The organism is Mammaliicoccus sp. K-M42, assembly GCF_022386375.1.
Classification (GTDB): Bacteria; Bacillota; Bacilli; order Staphylococcales; family Staphylococcaceae; genus Mammaliicoccus; species Mammaliicoccus fleurettii.
Map to the genome: position 1 here is coordinate 81,002 of NZ_JAJNIS010000006.1, position 19,888 is coordinate 100,889.

Below are 19,888 nucleotides of genomic sequence, written 5' to 3' on the forward strand. Positions count from 1 at the left end.
AATATCAAATATAACATTACATTTTAACTTTAAAAGTAATAAAAATAAAAAAATTTGGGATTTCAAAATATTTTTCAAAAACTACATTTAATATGCTAAATTTTTCTATTTTATGAACATTTACGATACAACTTGACTTTACATTAATTTCATAATAGGCTTAATTTTGACGTAAGGAGGAAAATAAAATGGAAACACCACCAATCAACAAACAACTTGGTTTCTTATTATATGTTGCGTCAAAAGAGCTTATTAAAAAATATACACCGATATTGAAGAAATATAACTTAACTTATACAGGTTATATCGTTCTTGTAGCTATAGATAAAAACGAAGTCATCAATATTAAAACTTTAGGCGACAGACTATATTTAGATTCTGGAACATTAACACCATTATTAAAAAAACTAGAAGAAAAAGGATTCATTAACCGTGAAAGAGCGATTAATGATGAAAGAAATTTACGCGTTTCACTAACTGAACAAGGCATTGAAACACAATCTGAAATCTCAGAAGAAATCGTAAAAGTATTTCAAGGATTAGAAGTAGGCTCTGAGAATTCTTTAGAAATAAGAGATTCTATAGAAAAATTCATACAAACAACTCTTAACAAAGACATATCAGAATAAATTAATTAACTACCTCATTGTATAATGTCTTTTGATATTTAATAAGCAGTAGAAATTCATTGTAAACATTGAATTTCTACTGCTTTTTCTAATAATGCTGATTAGAGTGTGCTTAGATTGTGCTTACTGGCAGAATTCTGAATTGTGCTCCTTAGATTGTTCTTACTAGCAGAATTCTGAATTATGCTCCTTAGATTGTGCTAACTAGCAGAATTCTGAATTGTGCTCCTTAGATTGCGCTTACTGGCAGAATTCCGAATTGTGCTCCTTAGATACTGCTTCTTACGGACATTTCTCGGAATAATGTCCCTAACAACACCTCTTACGGACATTTCTCGGAATTATGTCCCTTACACTACCCCTTACGGACTTTTCTCAGAATTATGTCCCTTACAACACCTCTTACGGACTTTTCTCAGAATTATGTCCCTTACACACCCTCTTACGGACATTTCTCGGAATTATGTCCCTAACAACACCTCTTACGGACTTTTCTCTGAATTTTGTCCCTTAGCCCCTTGCACTACCACTCACACTCTCTTACCTATTATAACTATGATATGGGCATGTGATAATGTGATCGTCAATAATACCTATACTTTGTAAAAATGAATAGACAATCTTTGGACCGACAAAATTAAATCCAATTTTTTTTAAGTCTTTACTTAATTTAATTGAAAGTTCTGTTTCAGCTGGTATGTCTGTTGTATTATGCCATTCGTTGATTATAGGTTTGCCCTCTACATAAGACCATAAAAAGTTTGCTAAACTTCCATATTGTTGCTGAATGTTTTGCACTAATAATGCATTGTTTCTTACGGATTTGATTTTTCCTTTATGTTTTATAACGTTATATTCTGTTCTAATTTCCTCTAATTCATCGTCTGTTAATTGTGCACATTTTTCGATATCAAATTGTTTAAATGCTTCTTGATATGCATGACGTTTTTGTATAACAGTTTCCCAAGACAAACCTGCTTGAGCGCCTTCTAAAGAAAGCATTTCAAATATATATTGATCATCTTTATTTATTCTACACCATTCTTTTTCATGATATACTTTCATTAAATCACTACTTGGCCACGTGCATTCAGTCATGCTTAATCACTCATTCCATATTTTTTATCTAACTTATGATTTCGAATCATAAATATTATAATTGTAATTCCAAATACGCTTAATATTAAAATTGCCTCCCAAACGCCTAATTTAAAAGGCATCCCCAATGCTGTATATAAATCTTTAACTACGATAAATGTAAATAACGCCATAATTTCAAATTTTATAAAATAAATAAGTAATTTAGCATTTTCTATTTGTTCTTCGTTTGGCTTACCATAAAGTGATGGAACATGTATGTATTGATCTAATTCAGGTCTACTTACAATAGTATGTAATATTAACCAGATAAATATTCCTAATGCTGGCATAAAAAAGATAAATGCTTTTGTTGCCCATGCATCTGGATTACCTGCAAAATCATAATGACTTGGTATATTATCGGGCAATACGTCAAAATTAATTATAATTAATATTATAGAAAATAACCACATAACAATACTTGAAATATCTAGCACACGTCTGAGCATGATATCTCCCCCTTATAAAAAAGCAACAAGTACATTAAATGTGCTTGTTGCTTTTAAATTTAATCTATATAAGTATTTATTAAGCTTACCAAGCAAATAATCCAACGAATGCAGCTGTTAACAGTGATACTAAAATACCTGAAAGCAGCATCATTGGTACATATTTAGATACAAAATTAGATACATCGTCTTTGACAATGCCCTTGAGTGTTCCTATTATCATACCAATTGTAGAGAAGTTAGCAAATGATACTAAGAAAGTACTAATTACTGCCGCTCTATGTGTTGAATATTCACTTATCTCTTTACTGATTGTACTCATCACAACAAATTCATTTGTTACAATTTTAAGTGCCATTTGTTGAGCAACTACCCAAGCTTCGCCAACTGGCATACCGAGTAAAATTGCAAATGGGAACATAAAGATACCGAGTATGTACTCTAATCTTATGTTTGGTAAATATGGAATAGGATCCATAATACCTAATAATTTATTAATCAAGTCTGCGATTGCAACAAACGCGATAACAAACGCGATAATGATTAATACAAGTTTACCTGCATTGATTACTGAATCCCCTAAAAATGAGAAGAATGGTTGTCTTTCCCCTTCGTCTATCTCAGCTACAACATCTTCTTCTGGATCTAAATCAAATGGATTTAAAATAGTTGTTACAATAATTGCATTAATTATGTTTAATGGTATAGCAGTTAATACATATTCCCCCGGTATCATTGTGACATATGCACCAACAATTGCACCTGAAACTGAACTCATAGACATCATTGCAACTGTCAGTACTCTAACTTTATTCATAGAAGTTAACTGTTTAGATGATACTGCTAAAGCTTCTGTATTTCCTAAAAACATCATTTCAATCGAGAAGAATGACTCGAACTTAGGTTGTCTTGTTACTTTTGAAATAACCCAACCTAAAATTGAAATAAATTTCGGTAAAATTCCTAAATACATTAAAATATCAAATACTGGTACAACTAGTAGAATTGGTAGCAACGCTGAAACTGCCATATCCATATTCCCTGGTCCTGGTGCTGTAAAGCTACCAAATGCAAATCCTATTCCCGAAAAAGCAGATTCTAAAAGCCACGACACACCATCAGCCGCACCTTTAACGAATTTTGCTCCAAATGAAAATTGAGTGAAGAACCATGCTAATACTAAGTTAATTACGATTAGTATTGAAACAGATTTCCAATCAATATTCTTCTTATCCCTAGAAAAAAGAAAAGCGACACCAATGAATATCAACAAACCAATTATATTGATGATTAGAAACATTGTTTTTGTCCACCCTTTTTTATTATTAAAATCAACATTATTATAACATGCAAATTAAAAGTATGTTACTACATTTTAAAGTCACTTTTACAATTTTTTATAATAAATAAAAATAAGAGGCAAAGAGATAAATAAGTTTTTTGAAAAAATGAAATAAGATGTAGATTAAGTCAGGTGTTAATCGAAGAGTTTGAGCAAGTTGTAGATTAATTAGGAAGTTAATCGAAGAGTTTAACCAAGTCGTAGATTAAGTTAGGAGTTAATCGAAGAGTTTAACCAAGTCGTAGATTAAGTTAGGAGTTAATCGAAGAGATTGACTAAGTTGTAGATTAATTAGGAAGTTAATCGAAGAGTTTGACTAAGTTGTAGATTAATTAGGAAGTTAATCGAAGAGTTTGGTCAAGTTGTAGATTAACTCCATCATTAATCTAAGACATTCTCAAAATCAACTCCATACAATGAAAAAATCATGGGACATAAATAATTTTCATAAAAAATAGGAGGCAAAGACAATTAAATTGTCCTTACCTCTTATCATTTATTATCATATACTCGTTAATTATTATTAATTTGAATATTGATCAAATTGATTAATAGATTGATCACATTTCATACTTATAGCTAAATACACTATATAACCAGAAACCAGTACCATGATTAAAGCATAAACTGTTAACACATAAATATTAGATATTATCATTGTATTAAACAGCAACAACATGAGTATCATTATCGCATCTACAATGCTTAATGAAATAACACATACGCGCTCCATTCTAACCCTTCTTTACTCCATAATATGACTCTAGCTATTAGCTACTTGTCTTTCGCAATGAGACTCATATTACTACATTCATTCTATGAATTCAATACGTTTTACTAAAATTTTAAAAAAGAAATTTTTGATTTGAAATTTTTGAAGTAAGCTTATTACTAAAGTACGTTATAAAGGATATGATATAGTTTACAAATGTAGAGACTTTACATTTTAAATAGGAGGCATTTTTCATGGAAAATTATCATTTAAATGACGGACAAGTATTACCACAAGTTGGATTTGGTACATATAAACTGAATGGATCAACTGGAGTACGTGCAATTGTAAATGCCTTGAACAATGGCTATCGAATTCTTGATACTGCATATAATTATGAGAATGAAGGTACAGTTGGAAAAGCAATACAAGAAAGTCACGTAGATCGAGATCAAATTATTGTAACTTCTAAATTACCAGGACGTTATCATAGTTATGATCAAGCAATCACTGCTATCCAAGAGTCAATATATCGACTTGGTGTTGAGTATCTAGACTTATATTTAATACATTGGCCAAACCCTAAACAAGGTAAGTATGTCGAAGCATGGAAAGCACTCATTGATGCTCAAAAACTTGGACTCATTAAATCTATTGGTGTATGTAATTTCTTAGAAGAACACATTGAAACACTAGAAAAAGAAACAGGCGTATTACCAGCAGTTAATCAAATAGAGTTACATCCTTACTTTAATCAAAAAGATGTACTAGAATATCACAAAGAAAAAGGCATTATAATAGAAGCATGGAGTCCATTAGGTCGTGCATCAGAAGTAATAAACGACGAGAAAATTGGAGAAATTGCTAAGAAATATAATAAAACGATTCCACAAATTATCTTGAAATGGCATGTACAAAACGGTGTAGTACCGATTCCTAAATCTACATCAATCGCCAGACAAATACAGAACAAAGATATCTTTGATTTCTATTTAGAATCAGAAGACTTAGCTGAAATTGATTCATTAACAAAGAAAGATGGACGTCTTAAAGGCCAAGACCCAGCAACTCACGAAGAATTTTAAAAGGAGCGATTCAAATGGCAAAACTAGCAAAATTAGGTAAATCAAATATTGAAGTCAATCCGATTGGTTTAGGAACGAATGCAGTAGGAGGACATAATTTATACCCTAACCTCAATGAAGAACAAGGTAAAGATGTTGTCAGAGCTGCTATTGATAATGGTGTCACTTTACTAGATACAGCTTTTATTTATGGTCCAGGCAGATCAGAGGAACTTGTAGGTGAAGTTGTTAAAGAATACGATAGAAAAGATGTTGTTATCGCTACTAAAGGTGCTCATTATTTCGAAGGAGACGACACGAAACTTTCTAATGACCCAGAATTCATTAAAGAACAAGTTGAGAATAGCCTTAAAAGATTACAAACTGACTATATAGATTTATATTATATTCACTTTCCAGATGAAGAAACACCGAAAGATAAAGCTGTTGCTGCATTACAAGAATTGAAAGAAGCAGGCAAAATTAAAGCAATTGGTGTTTCTAACTTTACTTTGGATCAATTAAAAGAAGCGAATAAAAATGGAAATGTTGACGTAATTCAACATGAATATAACTTATTAAATCGTGAAAATGAACATATTTTAGAATATACAGCTGAACATAACATTACATTTATACCATACTTCCCATTAGCTGCAGGGTTACTTGCTGGTAAGTATGACGAAAATACAACATTCGATGATTTAAGAGCGAGTAAACCTGATTTCCAAGGTGAACAGTTCAAAGAAAATCTTAAAAAAGTTAATAAACTAAGAGATATTGCTAAAGAACACAACGTCGATGTTGCACATATTGTACTTGCCTATTATTTAACTAAACCTTCATTAGATGTTATTATTCCTGGTGCTAAAAGAAATGAGCAAGTAATAGATAACCTAAAAACATTGGATGTTCAGTTAACTGAAGACAACATTAAACAAATAGAATCTTTATTCCCAATTTCATAATTCACATCATTCAAAGCTGAGACAAAATAATTGTCTCAGCTTTTTCTTTTATCTCACAAATGTGTTTAATTAAAATAACAAAACATTTCTTCTATTGATATTGATTATCATTTGCAAATGTAGGATAATGAAACCAAGTAGAAGTATAGGAGGAATCATGACTTATGAATATGACAGACGTTACGATTATTGGCGGAGGTCCTGCTGGTTTATTCGCGAGTTTCTATTCCGGGTTAAGGGGAATGAGCGTCAGAATTCTAGATTTTCAAGATAAACTAGGTGGCAAAATGCATGTATACCCTGAAAAAATCATTTGGGATATTGGCGCGATAGCTCCAAAACCATGCTATGAAGTCATAGAAGATTTAGTGAAACAAGGTACTCATTTTGGACCTGAAGTTTGCTTAGAAGAAAAAGTTATCGATATCAAAAAAGTTGAAGAACAACATTTTATTTTATATACAGAAAAAGGGAATGAATACCATTCAAAATCTATTATTATTGCTGTTGGTGGTGGGATAATCAAACCACTTACGCTAGATATTGAAGGTGCTGAGCGCTTTGAACTTTCGAATTTGAATTACGTAGTCCAATCTATTCAAAAATTTAAAGATAAACATATTCTTATTTCTGGAGCTGGAAATTCAGCACTAGACTGGGCATGTGATTTATCTGAATATGCGAAAAGTGTCACGATTTGTTATAGAAAAGATGAAATTTCCGGTCATGAACATATGCGTGAATTATTAGATAAACTCAACATTACTAAAAAGCCGAGTATGACAATTAAACAACTTAACAGTCACCCAGACAAGCCTATTATTTCAGAAGTTGTATTAGAACATGTTGAAACAAAAGAACAAGAAATCTTACCAGTTGATGAAGTAATTATTAGTCACGGATTTGATTATGAGTCAGAATTACTCCACAATGCACAAACGAAAATTAACTTAGTAAATGATTTCTTTATAGAAGGCTTAGGAAGCAGCAAAACTTCTGTTCCAGGTATATTTGGAGCTGGAGACATCCTTAAACACGAAGCAAAAGTACATTTAATAGCAGCTTGCTTTACAGATGCAGCTAATGCAGCAAACTTAGCAAAAAGTTATATCGATCCTGAAGCACAAGAAGGCGGTCGTGTTTCAAGTCATAATGATGTATTTAAAGAAAAGAACAAAGACATAATCAAAAATTATATCGCACAATCATAAGTTCAAACTACGGGCGGAGACAATTTGTGTCTCAGCCCTTTTTTATATTAAGCATATATGCAGAGCGTTTTTGTATACTTTTGTTTAAATTTTCTTAAATAAAATTTAATTTCTTCTAAAGTAAGGTTTCTTTCATTATCCACTTCATTAAAGAAATTTTGTCTCTCAAATTGTGCATGTTTATTTTGTATCATATTTCTATATTTCTTTGGAGTGACACCGTAATATAATTTAAAAGCGTGAATATATGCGGACACATTATAGAAACCGTGCTTTTCAGATATATCTATGATCTTTTCACAAGTATGAATTAAATCATATATGCTATTTAGTAATCTAATATCTGTTAAATAGTCTTTAAAATTAACACCCAATTGTTCTTTAAACATTTTAGAAAAGTAAGATTCAGACAAACGATATTTGTTTGTAAATGTATTAATTGTAATACGCTCATTATAATGTTCATGAATATAATTTCTAATTTCTTCAATAATCGGATTAACATCTTTATACATATTCGAACTATCTTCGTTATCTATATGCAATTGTCCTTTATAAATTTCTAATATAGCAATGATTTGCTTCATAATTTTAAAATTCCGGTCATTTTCTTGTGTTAAATATAAAGAACAAAGATATATAAGTTGATTTCTTAACGGTATCATTTCTGATTGTGTTGTCACATGACTATGATTACATAATAATTCAGGAACCATCGTTTCAATTAATGATTTGTAAAAATGTATTTGTACGACGATATTCCCTTCCCTTACATCAAGTTTGTAACACTCATTATGCTTTACAATAAATGTGTCACCTTCCTCATAAAAAGTGCTCACATCTTTGACTGGAATCATAGCTTTTCCTTTCAGCACTACAAAAAAAGAAACCCCAACATGATTACGGTATTTAGTGGCAGAACGCTTTAGGTATTTGATTTCATATATATTTCTCACAACAAATCTCCTAATTAATTTTAATCTTTTTGTACATTTGAAAATCATTCATGGCAAAATATAATATAAAATATTTAATTACAACAATAATATTATAATTGGAAAACTTTAATGAGTAAATATATAAAACCAAAATTATCAGATTTTTAATTTTATATATTGTATGACGATATACACATAATAAAAACGCCCTAAAAGATAGACCATAAAGTCTACCTTTTAGGGCGTGCTATATATTTTTTTAAGATTTAACTACTTCTTGTCCACGTTTATTCCAAGTAAATATGAAACTCAACATAGCTAGTATACTAACAATCGTTAATAATAAGAATCCTGAATCCCATCCTAATTTATCAACTATTAACCCCATAATAATATTAGCCATTACTGCTCCACCTAGATAACCAAATAATCCCGTTAATCCTGCAGCTGTTCCTGCTGCTTTTTTAGGGACATAATCCAGAGCTTGTAATCCAATAAGCATAACTGGACCGTAAATTAAGAATCCAATAGCAATTAATGCAATATTATCAACTAACGGATTTCCAGGAGGGTTTAACCAATATATGATAACTGCTATTGTGACACCTAGCATAAAGATAAATCCTGCTGGTCCCCTTCTACCTTTAAACACTTTATCTGATATATATCCACATAATAAAGTACCAGGAATACCAGCCCATTCATATAAGAAGTATGCCCAACCGGAAGCATTTAAATCGAACCCTTTTTCTTCATTTAAATAAGTTGGTGCCCAGTCAAGTACACCGTAACGTACGAAATAAACAAAAATATTGGCAATTGCAATCATCCAAACCCATTTATTATTTAATACGTATTTAAACAGAATATCCTTCGTTGTAAGTTCAACTTCTAATGTTTGTTGTGATTTATTAGGATAATCATTTCTATACTCCTCTATAGGTGGTAAACCCATTGATTGAGGTGTGTCTCTAACAAGAATGTATGACACTACTGCAATAATTAATGCGATAATAGCTGGATAAATAAATGCACCTTCAAATCCTTTTAAATAACCAAACGATAGTGTTCCAGTTATAGAAATACCGAGCAATGCGATTGGTGCCATTAATCCTCCACCAACATTATGCGCAACATTCCATATAGCTGTTTTGCCACCACGTTCACTTACACTATACCAATGTACGAGTACTCTTCCTGATGGCGGCCATCCCATACCTTGGAACCACCCATTTAAGAACAGCATGATAAACATAATAAATACACTTGAAGTTAATACAGGAATAAACCCCATTAATAAATTAACGATAGCGGTTAATACTAAACCTAACGTTAAAAATATTCTTGCATTACTCCTATCGCTCACTGTACCCATGATAAATTTACTGAATCCGTATGCTATTGAAATTGCTGATAAAGCAAACCCTAATTCTGTCTTAGTGAAGCCTTCATCAATTAAAGCAGGCATAGCAAGTGAAAAGTTCTTTCTTAATAAATAATAACCAGCATAACCAAGAAATATCCCTATAAAGACTTGTAGCCTTAATTTCTTGTATGTATCATCCACCTGTTCTTCTGGTAGTGGATCAATATGCTTAGCTGGTTTCAAGAAATTTGCCATAGTTACCCCTCCTAATGTTAATTATTTGTAAGGATTGTAAACTTTTTGTAAATTTATTAATTGTAGTTTCATCATAGATATTGTATACATTAAAGTCAATGAAATTTGTAACATTTTACAAAATAAAGGATAATTAAGCTAACTTAAACAGGAGGAACAATCATGAATTTTATAATATGGCTTATTATATTTTGTGAAGTAGCTTTTTGGGTAGTTATATTACTCGGCTTAGTCAGCAGATATATATTAAAGCAGAAAGCACTCGGATTATTCTTTCTAGCACTTACACCTGTTATAGATTTAATTTTACTTATAACAACAAGTGTAGATTTAATGAATGGCGCAATAGCCAAAACAACTCATGCAATTGCTGCTGTTTATATTTCTGTATCTCTTGTATTTGGAAAAAGTATGATAAAGTGTGCAGATGATAGGTTCAAATATTATGCTATGAAAGAAGGTAGCAAACCTGAGAAACCCAGTGGATTCGCAATGCTAAACTATATGCGAAAAGTTGGATCAAACATTTTCTCTCTTACATTATAGGGATAGGTATTCTACATTTAATCATTTATTTAATTCATGATATAAGCGTACTTTCAATCCAGTCATCTACTGCCAATACAATGATAAGAGGCAGGGACAATTAATTTGCCTCTGCCTCTTCTTTACGTTTATTTATCATGTTCATCTTCAATATTGCCGACAATATTTTCAAGTATGTCTTCCATTGTAATCATACCTACTAATTCACCATGATCATTGTGAACTATTGAGATATGCGCACGTTGTTTTTTCATTTTATCTAATACGTTTTGAATGGCGTCTGCCTCTTTGACAAATATAATTTCATGAATCAATTCAGTTATATCTTGTATGTTGTCTTTCAATAAGTCTTTCGCATGTAAATAACCAATAATGTTCGCTTTGTGATTTTGATACACTGGATATCTCGTATAATATCCATTTTTCACAAATTGAATAGCTTCTTGCTGACTAGAATTACTATTGATCATTGTCACATTTTCTTTGGAAATCATACAATCTTTGACAACAAGTTCATCATAAATAAATACTTTATTAATTTGTTCTAGTTCTGTTGATGAAATTTCTCCACCTTGATGACTTTCTTTAATCAGCATCTTCAGTTCTTCTTCAGAGTGATATAATTCAGACTCTTTCGCAGGTTTCATACCAAATAAGCTCAATATCATTCTTGCAGACCCATTTAAAATAAAAATAAAAGGATATAATAATTTGTAAAACAGTATAATCGGTCTTGCAAAGAACAATGTAACTTGTTCAGCTTTTTGAATTGCGATAGTCTTTGGCGCCATTTCACCTACTACAACATGTAAATATGTTGCGATAATAAAAGCGCTGACTAATGTTAAGACATGAATAACAGTTTCTGATAATCCAAAGCTACTATATAGTGGATGCAGAATAAACTCAAATGTTGATTCACCAACCATACCAATTCCAAGTGCTGTAATGGTAATACCTAGCTGACATGCCGCTAAATATTCATCAAGATGGTCAACTACCTTTTTAGCTTGTTGAGCGTTCTTATAATTCTGTTCTGCTAAATAGTTAATTCTAGATGACCTAACCTTTACAATTGCAAATTCAGTCGCAACAAAGAATCCAGTTAAAGCGAGTAATACAATAAACGTGATTAAACTAATTGTAGTTCCCAATTATTATTTAATTCCTCCATATAATAAAAAATTACAACCATATTTGGTTGTCTTTAAATTTTACACTATTTCGAATAAATTTTATAATATTACACATTGAAATAACTTAGATAAAGGACTATACTAGTTTTTGATAAGGAGGGATCTTAAGATGCTACTAAATGTGTCATGTTCTCTACAATTATTCATACCCAACGAGCAAATTAATTAAAGAAGGGATTTTTTATGAATAATTATATAAAACCATATCAATTCGTAAGTATAAAAGAAAAATCAGAACAATTATTTAATGTCTATAAATCAGTCAATGATTTCAAAACAATCGATACTTTCCAAGCAATTACGTATGACCATATTTCACAACTTTTTAGTGAAAAGCATACTGAAATAGAAGAATTCACAAATATAATCATGAATAAAAGAATTTCTCGAGCTCAAATTGAGAAATTGTTATTCGGACTTAAAAACTATGTCATCCCATTTGAACAACCATCAAATAAACAATTGGAAAAACTTTTTATAAAAACTAAGAAGTTAAAACAACCAGACTGGGATAACATTGATTTGAAAGAGTCATCTTATATAGGATGGAATGATTCAGGAAAACAAAAGAAATTTATTATAATGTATGAAAATGATAAATTGACAGGCGTGTCAGGAGAATTATCACCTACCATTAAACCTGGAATTTGTAGCATATGTAAGAAAGAATCAAATGTTTCTATGTTCTTATCTACGACTAAATCAAAAGGCGATGGAACATATACGAAAAACGGCAACTATATTTGTCATGATAGCGAAAGATGTAACCAACAACTCGATCAACTTGACGGATTGTATGAATTTATACACACAGTAAAAACAAAATAATAATAAGAGGCAGGGACAAATTAATTTGTCCCTGCCTTTTCTGGTATATTGTTGACTTTTTAGGATGTCGTAGATTAACTTCAGACTTAATCTACAACTTGGTCAATTTCTTCGATTAACTCCTGACTTAATCTACAACTTAGTCGATTTCTTCGATTAACTACCGACTTAATCTACAACCTGGTCAATCTCTTCGATTAACTTCCGACTTAATCTACAACTTGGTCGATCTCTTCGATTAACTACCGACTTAATCTACAACTTAGTCGATTTCTTCGATTAACTTCAGACTTAATCTACAACTTGGTCAATCTCTTCGATTAACTTCCGACTTAATCTACAACTTAGCCAATCTCTTCGATTAACTTCCGACTTAATCTACAACTTAGACAATCTCTTCGATTAACTCCCGACTTAATCTACAACTTATCTCATTTTTGGACCGGTAATTACTTTTATCGGCTGTAAATTCACTTTCTTCTACTTAACATATAATAAATCACGACAATCATAACAAGTACAAGTTGTGGTATGAGCGTTTCATATGTTGGATAGAATCCTATTAAATCGATAAATGGTAATTTGTTTATCGTATGTTGTGGCACAATGTTCAATATTTGTAATGTATGAATACTCACGCCTAATATTTTAAATGCCAATATAAAAATAAATAATGACATGATTAAGAATAAACGATGTATTGGAATCCATTTTGTTATTTGGTTAAAGAATGTCGCAATGATTGCCAATATTATCAATGCTACTATAATACCTAATATAAGTGACCATGTTGATATTTTCCCTACTATTCCTAAGTAGAATATAATTGTCTCAGCGCCTTCTCTAAATACTGATAAGAAAGCGACTAGTCCAAATGTTATGATACTACCTGTAGACATGGCTTTATCCATATTCTTATTAATGAAGTTCTGCCATGATGCTAAGCTTGATTTAGAGTGCAACCATATGCCTACGATAATCATCAATACGACTGATGCGATACCGACGATACCTTCAGTTAACTCTCTTGTTGATCCTAAGTTGTCGAATACAGATTTAAATATAAATGCTAAAGCGATACTTATCATAATTCCAACTATACTACCTATAACAATCCAATTTGATGCTTTTGTTTGTTTTGATTTACTTGTAACAGTTAATAAAGCCATAATAATAAGTAATGCTTCTATCCCTTCTCGTAACAGTATTAGCGTGGCATCCCAAAATGTATAGCTCGTCTTAGATATGGTAGATTTAACTTCTTGATTAATTGTTTCTAAGTTAGTTTGAATTTCATCTTTATTGTCTTGATCAAGTTGCCCTACGTATTGTGGGATTTTTTGTTCTATTTTTGTATATAACGCCCCATTTTTAGTGCTAATTTCACTTTCTACATTTGGCCATACAATAATAAACTGTTGTAAATCTTGTTTAGCTTTAGCTAAATCATCATCTTTGATATTACTAATAGCTTGATCTAAATGCTTATTTAATATAGTTGCATCTTGATTGGCTGATTTAGCACCTGATTTATTACCTGCATGATATTCATCTAACTCTTTTTTTAACTGATCAACTTGCATTTGTGCACTTGTCGCATCAACTTTATCTTTAGTTAACTCAATTCTAGTAAACATCAGTGCAGTTTCAATTTGGCCATATCTTCCTATATCTTCCTCACGTACAATTTTTTCATTTTTCGTCCAAGTAGCATTTAATTGATTATTGATAGACTTTGCTTTTTCAAAGTCTTTATCAGATATTGCTTTTGATATATTTTTAATGAGTGGCTGCATCTCATTCTGCAATTGATTTCTTTTCTTTTGTTTATCGACAGGATTCAATACTTTTTCGTAATCAATTAAATCTGAAGTAAGTGCATTTAACGATTGTTCTTTTTCTTTTGATGACTTACTTTTTTTAACTTTTTCTATATCGTCATTAATTTTTTGAACGAGTTTATGCTCTTTTTTATTTGTTTTTTGCCAGTTATCTTTAATTTCTTTAAAATGTTTATCAAATGCATGGTTATCTTTATCTTGTAATGCTGACTTCGCGTCAGTCACACTAATATAAATATCACTTAAACTTGTTTCTGCTTTTATCGTTAAGGGTGCAATTAAACAAATTAAAGTTGCTATACTAAAAACGATTAAATAGCGTTTCACCTAGATATTCTCCTTCTTGGACACCAGGTAAACATAAGAAAATACCTGAGCCTCTATGTGTAATGTATTCATTTAATTTATCTACTGCACCCATTTTATTTTGTATTTTATTGAACTGTTCAGGTGACTTTTGAAATGATAAAAATAATAACCCTGCATCGAATGTTCCAGTTTGTGAATTAATACCATCTGAATAGGAATAAGATCTTCTTAATAAATTGGTCTTTGATGCTTTTGCTAAGCTAACGTGTGATTCTTTTTCAATTAAATTCTCACCATTTTTATCTTTTACATTCGGATCAAATGTATCAAATTCTTTTTCTTTTCCTATTGGTGCCCCAGAATGACGATATCTTCCAAATGTTGCTTCTTGTTCTTCTAAAGCTGTTCGATCCCAAGTTTCCAGTAACATTTGAATTCTTCTCGCCACTAAGTAAGAGCCGTTTTTAGCCCATCCATCTTGAATAAAGATATACTTATCTAATTCGGATTGCTTATGTAAGGAAGGATTACCTGTTCCATCTTTAAATGAAAATAAATTCCTAGGCGTTTCTATTTTTCCATCTTTTTCTTTATATGAATTAAATCCTGCCTGACTCCACTTCATTGAAACTTCACCCTTAGCAACTCTAATTAAGTTTCTAATTGCATGAAAATTAACTTGAGGGTCATCTGAGCATGCTTGAATACAAATGTCCCCACCTGTATAAGCATCGTCTAATTGGTCTTTAGGAAAATGAGGTAAGTCTTTTAATAACTCTGGTTTATGTTTATTTAATCCCACTTTTTCAAAAAATGAAGGACTAATTCCAAAAGTAAGAGAGAGTCGATTAGCATCCAAACCAATTGTTTCTCCAGTATCAGGACTCGGCAACATTTTATTATCTCCAAGTTCTTTTACAAATTCACCATTCATCAAATGCACGCTATAATTCGTCCACAGTTTAAACATTTTTTTAACATCAGAAACGGACATTTTGTTAATAGTTAAAACTACAAAATAAATATGTTTCTGTGCATCAGTAGTGATACCAGATTGATATTTACCATAAAAATTAATTTTATTTTTAACATTCTTTTTATCTTTCGCGAAGTATTGAGAAGCCAGTATGCTTCCTCCAACTCCAGTAGAACCTATTAATAATCCTGCTCCTCCAACTCCGGCAAGCTTAAGAAAGTCTCTTCTAGCTATATAGTTCTCCTCATTAGACATCCTTTATCACTCCGTAATTACTGCCATTTGACTTAATGATTCACCTAATTTATCAACAGCTTCTGAAAGTTTTTTCGTTTCTTCTTTAGAAAGTTTTGTATAATCTTCATATCCACCATTGTCAGTTTCATATTGAGCTAATAATTTATTTACATTTTCAAATCTTTCTTGAGTGGTATCGGCAAGTTTCTTATCTTTGCTCGTAACTTTATCTTTAAAGATTTCGAATATTTTTTCTGCGCCTTCAATATTTGCTTTAAAATCATATAAATCTGTATGAGAATAAATTTCTTCTTCGCCTGTTATTTTAGAACTTGAAACTTCATTCAATAAATCAATTGAGCCTTGTAACATCAATTTAGGCGTCACATCAACAGTATCAACTTTAGCTCTTAATTCTTTAGTATCTTTTAACAATTGATCAGCAACAGGTCCCATATCTTTCGTTGTATTGTCTTCCCATAATGCTTTTTCAATTTTATGATAACCTGACCACTCGTCTTCTTTATTTTCTTCTTTCATATCCGCTAAACGTGCATCAATCTTTGGATCTAATTCTCCAAAGCTCTCGGCCACTGGTTCTGATCTTTCATAATACATACGTGCTTTAGGATATATTTCTTTAGCTTTTTCCATATCATCAGCTTTTACTGCTTCAACAAATTTCTCAGTATCCGCTAAAAAATGATCTAATTGCTCAGTGGTAAAGTCTTTATAAGCTTTAGTTTCTTTAGAAAAATCAACTTTGGCTGTTTCTTTCGTCTCTTTTTTGTTCTCAGATGTCTTTTTCTCTTCATCATTACTACATGCCGTTAAAATTAAGGCAGTCGCTAAAAATGTTGTAGCTAACTTCTTCATAATTCTACACTTCCCATCTAATTGATTATCATTATCATCTTTAATTTATTCCTATAAAGTGAAATAGTCAATAAAAATTTTATATAATTCATTAAAAATACAAATTTAACCCCTTACCTAAAGTGATTTTAAATGTAGAAACTCAATTAAAAATAATCGTCATTTATAATTGAGAATGATAATCATTAATTAAATATAAAAAACCAACAAAGTTTTATAACTTTGTTGGTTTTTAATGATATGCTTTTTGATTTAATCTTGTTCTTGCTCAAGAATTTCTTTTGATTTAGCATCTATTTTAAATTCTGTTGAATCATTATTACCTTCTTTAAGATCAATAGAATATACAAGTTGGCCATCATCTTCACTTAATGACCATTCTTTTAAGTCACCTTTTGCTTCATCTTGAGCAACTTTTAATACATCATCAAATTTTGCTACGTCGGATAATTTAAATGTTTGTTCATTGTCATCGTCATCTGTTTCTTTCTCAACATTAGCAACAGATTTATCATCAGCATTAACTAATACTTTGTTTTCATTTTGACCATCTACTAATTCTACTTTGTAGTTCCAATCGCCTGTTTCTTTTTCAAAAGATAAATCTTTCAACTCACCTTCAGATTCTTTCTGGGCTGTCTTAACAGCATCTTCAGGGGAGACTTTAACATCATCCCATTTTATAGTATTTTGAGTTGTTTTATTTGTATCTTCATCATCTTTGCTTTCATCCTTTGTTGTTTGTTCAGTTGTTTGTTCAGTTTTCTCTTCTTTTTGATCATCTTTTTGATCATCGCTTTTATCATTTCCACATGCTGCTAAAACGATGCCTGACGCTAATAATAGTGAAATCATTTTAAACTTCATACTTAATTCCTCCTTAATATTTCTTTACTTTATATATAGACCTTCCTAAATTTTCCAAACATATAATTTTAAAATTAGACAAAATTTATATTATTCGTTATGATAAAGAAACAATAAAATAGCTCGTAGTCTTATTAAGAGTAGGTGGAGGGAATTGGCCCTGCGAAACCTCAGCAACAGGCGTAAGTACTGTGCTAAATCCAACAAGTTTAACTTGAAAGATAAGAAGATTCTCTAAACAGCTCTTCTTAATCTTAAGATGAGCTGTTTTATTGTAACTAAAACTTTAGGAGGCAATATAAATGAGAACAAGAGAAGATATTTTAGCAGAATTAGCAGAGTTGAAGGCAAACCCACCAAAGAGCTTTTCAGGATCAATTGCAAAAACGGCTAAAAAGAACGAATTAATTTCAGAACTTGTAAGAATTGAAACAGAAGAACAATATTCTAGCGAATCAAACAATCGTAAATTATCATTTGATGACTTAGAAATTAATATTAGTATCACTAGAAAATAATCAAACAAAACGCCTTATCGGCTATATTAAGCTGATAAGGCGTTTTTTAAGTAAATAATTTCATATCCTTTTATTAATTAGATTCCATAATAATCTGCATTGCTACAAATTTAGCAATTTGATTACCATTTGCTGCTGCATCGATTAACTGAGATGCCATTGTATCTTTACTTTCTCCTGCTACAAACAATCCTGGAACTGATGTTTCTCCAAATTGTTCAATTTTAATTTTTCCATTTTCTTCTCTTTCAATATTTAAACCATTTAAAAATTCAAAACCCGTATCCCATTTAACACCAATTAACGCACCACTTCTAGGTATCCTTTCTCCATTTTCAAAGACAACTTCATTAATGTTTCCATCACTATGTTTAAATTCAGTTACTTCACTTTCTATTAATTTTATTTTTTTCTTATCCATGAAAGCTTTATCCTCTGCTGTTAATACAGAAAAATCTTTACTGCTTATAACTATATCTTCTGACCAGTTACTTAAAAGTAATGCCATATGCTTTACTTGTTCTGGTTGTACAGAAATGAGCAAAGATTTATTTTTTAATTCATAACCATCACACCAAGGACAGTAAAATATAGATTTACCATAGCTTTCTTTTAAACCTTTAATGTCCGGCAAAGTTTCTCTCAATCCAGTACATATCATCACTTTTTTCGTAGTATACTTTTGTTGTTTTGTTTCAACAATGAAATGATCATTTTCTTTTATCAATTTAACAACAGTGTCATTTACACGAGAAACATCTTTATATTGATCTACATCATGTTCTGCTTTAGCTCTCAGTTCTTCTGGTGTTACACCATCTTGTGTTAAAAATGCATGTGATTTTCGAGTCACTTTATTTCTTGCATTATTATTATCTATTACTAAAGTTTTCTTCAAAGCTCTACCTAAAGTTAAAGCACTAGCCAATCCTGCTGGTCCTCCACCTATTACGATACAATCAAACATTTTATACGCCGCCTTTTCTCATCTATTATAGAGTGCTAATATCTATGATTAGTCCAAATAAAAAGATTTAACTCACATTAAATCTTTTAAAGTTTTATTTTTTAAAGCTTTAGTCATTTCATCTTCTGCAGATAATAAAATTGCTTGAATTTTACATTCTGGTCCATGATTAAAGCTATCTTCTAATGTACTTTGATGTCCATCAATCGCTGTTATAATGTCATATACAGAAATTTGTTCCCAATTATTCACTAAATAATAACCACCTTTAGCACCAGAAGCTGATTTAATAACACCCGCTTTTACTAATTGAGTTAAAATTTTAGATAAATATGTTATAGATATATTTAATACTTCAGATAAACGTTTAACATTAATAGGTTGTTGCTCTTTTTTAGCAATTAAATATGCTAATGCATGCAAACCATAATCTGTCCCTTTTGAAATTTTCATAACACACCTCTTAATCATAGATATTACAACTCTATAATAGCACTTATTTAAAATTTGTCTATTCTTTTGTTTTTATGATTTGATATTTGGTAGTACTGATTACTTTTTCAGCCAGTATTTTACGTTTTCTTATTATTATTTTCACAATGCTATGACATTTAATCGATATAATTGATGTAATATCCAAAATTGGAGGCTTT

19 protein-coding genes, 1 pseudogene and 1 riboswitch are annotated in these 19,888 nt (G+C 30.8%); of the genes and pseudogenes, 7 read left to right on the plus strand and 13 right to left on the minus strand.

Going from position 1 to position 19,888, the window contains the following annotated elements:
• Positions 1 to 188: 188 nt before the first annotated feature.
• Positions 189 to 629 (plus strand): MarR family winged helix-turn-helix transcriptional regulator, encoded by a 441-nt coding sequence (locus LQ668_RS05615; protein ID WP_239775928.1) that lies wholly within the window; start codon positions 189 to 191, stop codon positions 627 to 629.
• A gap of 540 nt (positions 630 to 1,169) precedes the next feature.
• Here LQ668_RS05615 and LQ668_RS05620 read toward each other — a convergent pair.
• The 4 genes from LQ668_RS05620 to LQ668_RS05635 all read right to left on the minus strand — a co-directional run bounded on the left by LQ668_RS05620 (position 1,170) and on the right by LQ668_RS05635 (position 4,293).
• A complete protein-coding gene (locus LQ668_RS05620) occupies positions 1,170 to 1,727 on the minus strand; it encodes a DNA-3-methyladenine glycosylase I (RefSeq protein WP_078357278.1) in 558 nt (185 codons plus the stop codon).
• Between the two features lie 2 nt (positions 1,728 to 1,729).
• Positions 1,730 to 2,218: a DUF1648 domain-containing protein gene (locus tag LQ668_RS05625; protein WP_078357277.1), complete on the minus strand. Its 489-nt coding sequence runs from the start codon at positions 2,216 to 2,218 to the stop codon at positions 1,730 to 1,732.
• A gap of 85 nt (positions 2,219 to 2,303) precedes the next feature.
• Positions 2,304 to 3,518 (minus strand): NupC/NupG family nucleoside CNT transporter, encoded by a 1,215-nt coding sequence (locus LQ668_RS05630; protein ID WP_078357276.1) that lies wholly within the window; start codon positions 3,516 to 3,518, stop codon positions 2,304 to 2,306.
• A 565-nt stretch (positions 3,519 to 4,083) separates the two neighbouring features.
• Entirely contained in the window at positions 4,084 to 4,293 is a 210-nt protein-coding gene (locus LQ668_RS05635) for a hypothetical protein (RefSeq protein WP_078357275.1), read from the minus strand.
• A gap of 233 nt (positions 4,294 to 4,526) precedes the next feature.
• Between LQ668_RS05635 and LQ668_RS05640 the strand changes: the two genes are divergently transcribed.
• The 3 genes from LQ668_RS05640 to LQ668_RS05650 all read left to right on the plus strand — a co-directional run bounded on the left by LQ668_RS05640 (position 4,527) and on the right by LQ668_RS05650 (position 7,515).
• Positions 4,527 to 5,357, plus strand: coding sequence for an aldo/keto reductase (locus LQ668_RS05640; protein WP_107510124.1), 831 nt, complete (start codon positions 4,527 to 4,529; stop codon positions 5,355 to 5,357).
• Positions 5,358 to 5,371: 14 nt separating this feature from the next.
• Entirely contained in the window at positions 5,372 to 6,304 is a 933-nt protein-coding gene (locus LQ668_RS05645) for an aldo/keto reductase (RefSeq protein ID WP_078357273.1), read from the plus strand.
• 170 nt (positions 6,305 to 6,474) lie between these two features.
• Positions 6,475 to 7,515 carry an NAD(P)/FAD-dependent oxidoreductase gene (locus tag LQ668_RS05650; RefSeq protein ID WP_107510128.1) on the plus strand — a complete coding sequence of 347 codons (1,041 nt, stop codon included), beginning with the start codon at positions 6,475 to 6,477 and terminating at the stop codon, positions 7,513 to 7,515.
• A gap of 47 nt (positions 7,516 to 7,562) precedes the next feature.
• Here LQ668_RS05650 and LQ668_RS12425 read toward each other — a convergent pair whose 3' ends face one another.
• Entirely contained in the window at positions 7,563 to 8,471 is a 909-nt protein-coding gene (locus LQ668_RS12425; RefSeq protein ID WP_203153843.1) for a helix-turn-helix transcriptional regulator, read from the minus strand.
• Between the two features lie 241 nt (positions 8,472 to 8,712).
• Positions 8,713 to 10,074 (minus strand): glycerol-3-phosphate transporter, encoded by a 1,362-nt coding sequence (gene glpT, locus LQ668_RS05660; RefSeq protein WP_078357271.1) that lies wholly within the window; start codon positions 10,072 to 10,074, stop codon positions 8,713 to 8,715.
• Between the two features lie 162 nt (positions 10,075 to 10,236).
• Between glpT and LQ668_RS05665 the strand changes: the two are divergent.
• Positions 10,237 to 10,667, plus strand: a pseudogene (locus tag LQ668_RS05665) (hypothetical protein); the annotation flags it as partial.
• A gap of 81 nt (positions 10,668 to 10,748) precedes the next feature.
• Here LQ668_RS05665 and LQ668_RS05670 read toward each other — a convergent pair.
• Complete coding sequence (locus LQ668_RS05670; protein ID WP_107510118.1) at positions 10,749 to 11,774, minus strand: hemolysin family protein; 1,026 nt, start codon at positions 11,772 to 11,774, stop codon at positions 10,749 to 10,751.
• Positions 11,775 to 11,999: 225 nt separating this feature from the next.
• Between LQ668_RS05670 and LQ668_RS05675 the strand changes: the two genes are divergently transcribed.
• Positions 12,000 to 12,644, plus strand: a complete 645-nt coding sequence (locus LQ668_RS05675) for a FusB/FusC family EF-G-binding protein (protein WP_107510117.1) — start codon at positions 12,000 to 12,002, stop codon at positions 12,642 to 12,644.
• Positions 12,645 to 13,114: 470 nt separating this feature from the next.
• On the opposite strand, the gene LQ668_RS05680 is transcribed toward LQ668_RS05675, so the two are convergent.
• The 4 genes from LQ668_RS05680 to LQ668_RS05695 form a co-directional block, all read right to left on the minus strand.
• Positions 13,115 to 14,812 (minus strand): FTR1 family iron permease, encoded by a 1,698-nt coding sequence (locus LQ668_RS05680; protein ID WP_203153842.1) that lies wholly within the window; start codon positions 14,810 to 14,812, stop codon positions 13,115 to 13,117.
• Complete coding sequence (gene efeB / locus LQ668_RS05685) at positions 14,787 to 16,025, minus strand: iron uptake transporter deferrochelatase/peroxidase subunit (RefSeq protein WP_107510115.1); 1,239 nt, start codon at positions 16,023 to 16,025, stop codon at positions 14,787 to 14,789. The genes LQ668_RS05680 and efeB overlap by 26 nt, the downstream gene beginning before the upstream one ends.
• A gap of 6 nt (positions 16,026 to 16,031) precedes the next feature.
• Complete coding sequence (gene efeO, locus LQ668_RS05690) at positions 16,032 to 16,883, minus strand: iron uptake system protein EfeO (protein ID WP_107510114.1); 852 nt, start codon at positions 16,881 to 16,883, stop codon at positions 16,032 to 16,034.
• Positions 16,884 to 17,135: 252 nt separating this feature from the next.
• Positions 17,136 to 17,750 (minus strand): PepSY domain-containing protein, encoded by a 615-nt coding sequence (locus LQ668_RS05695; protein ID WP_239775929.1) that lies wholly within the window; start codon positions 17,748 to 17,750, stop codon positions 17,136 to 17,138.
• A gap of 128 nt (positions 17,751 to 17,878) precedes the next feature.
• Positions 17,879 to 17,978: riboswitch (SAM riboswitch) on the plus strand.
• 74 nt (positions 17,979 to 18,052) lie between these two features.
• Between LQ668_RS05695 and LQ668_RS05700 the strand changes: the two genes are divergently transcribed.
• On the plus strand, positions 18,053 to 18,268 hold the full coding sequence (locus LQ668_RS05700; protein WP_078357263.1) for a hypothetical protein: 216 nt from the start codon (positions 18,053 to 18,055) through the stop codon (positions 18,266 to 18,268).
• A gap of 73 nt (positions 18,269 to 18,341) precedes the next feature.
• Here LQ668_RS05700 and LQ668_RS05705 read toward each other — a convergent pair whose 3' ends face one another.
• Both LQ668_RS05705 and LQ668_RS05710 read right to left on the minus strand, forming a co-directional pair.
• On the minus strand, positions 18,342 to 19,235 hold the full coding sequence (locus LQ668_RS05705; RefSeq protein WP_239734651.1) for an NAD(P)/FAD-dependent oxidoreductase: 894 nt from the start codon (positions 19,233 to 19,235) through the stop codon (positions 18,342 to 18,344).
• Between the two features lie 72 nt (positions 19,236 to 19,307).
• On the minus strand, positions 19,308 to 19,688 hold the full coding sequence (locus LQ668_RS05710) for an RrF2 family transcriptional regulator (RefSeq protein ID WP_078357261.1): 381 nt from the start codon (positions 19,686 to 19,688) through the stop codon (positions 19,308 to 19,310).
• Positions 19,689 to 19,888: the final 200 nt, after the last annotated feature.

Excerpts from the sequence above, each read along its gene's own strand:
- LQ668_RS05615 (WP_239775928.1), top strand. The coding sequence starts at position 189 with ATGGAAACACCACCAATCAACAAACAACTTGGTTTCTTATTATATGTT.
- LQ668_RS05620 (WP_078357278.1), bottom strand. The coding sequence starts at position 1,727 with ATGACTGAATGCACGTGGCCAAGTAGTGATTTAATGAAAGTATATCAT.
- LQ668_RS05625 (WP_078357277.1), bottom strand. The coding sequence starts at position 2,218 with ATGCTCAGACGTGTGCTAGATATTTCAAGTATTGTTATGTGGTTATTT.
- LQ668_RS05630 (WP_078357276.1), bottom strand. The coding sequence starts at position 3,518 with ATGTTTCTAATCATCAATATAATTGGTTTGTTGATATTCATTGGTGTC.
- LQ668_RS05635 (WP_078357275.1), bottom strand. The coding sequence starts at position 4,293 with ATGGAGCGCGTATGTGTTATTTCATTAAGCATTGTAGATGCGATAATG.
- LQ668_RS05640 (WP_107510124.1), top strand. The coding sequence starts at position 4,527 with ATGGAAAATTATCATTTAAATGACGGACAAGTATTACCACAAGTTGGA.
- LQ668_RS05645 (WP_078357273.1), top strand. The coding sequence starts at position 5,372 with ATGGCAAAACTAGCAAAATTAGGTAAATCAAATATTGAAGTCAATCCG.
- LQ668_RS05650 (WP_107510128.1), top strand. The coding sequence starts at position 6,475 with ATGACAGACGTTACGATTATTGGCGGAGGTCCTGCTGGTTTATTCGCG.
- glpT (WP_078357271.1), bottom strand. The coding sequence starts at position 10,074 with ATGGCAAATTTCTTGAAACCAGCTAAGCATATTGATCCACTACCAGAA.
- LQ668_RS05675 (WP_107510117.1), top strand. The coding sequence starts at position 12,000 with ATGAATAATTATATAAAACCATATCAATTCGTAAGTATAAAAGAAAAA.
- efeB (WP_107510115.1), bottom strand. The coding sequence starts at position 16,025 with ATGTCTAATGAGGAGAACTATATAGCTAGAAGAGACTTTCTTAAGCTT.
- efeO (WP_107510114.1), bottom strand. The coding sequence starts at position 16,883 with ATGAAGAAGTTAGCTACAACATTTTTAGCGACTGCCTTAATTTTAACG.
- LQ668_RS05695 (WP_239775929.1), bottom strand. The coding sequence starts at position 17,750 with ATGAAGTTTAAAATGATTTCACTATTATTAGCGTCAGGCATCGTTTTA.
- LQ668_RS05700 (WP_078357263.1), top strand. The coding sequence starts at position 18,053 with ATGAGAACAAGAGAAGATATTTTAGCAGAATTAGCAGAGTTGAAGGCA.
- LQ668_RS05705 (WP_239734651.1), bottom strand. The coding sequence starts at position 19,235 with ATGTTTGATTGTATCGTAATAGGTGGAGGACCAGCAGGATTGGCTAGT.
- LQ668_RS05710 (WP_078357261.1), bottom strand. The coding sequence starts at position 19,688 with ATGAAAATTTCAAAAGGGACAGATTATGGTTTGCATGCATTAGCATAT.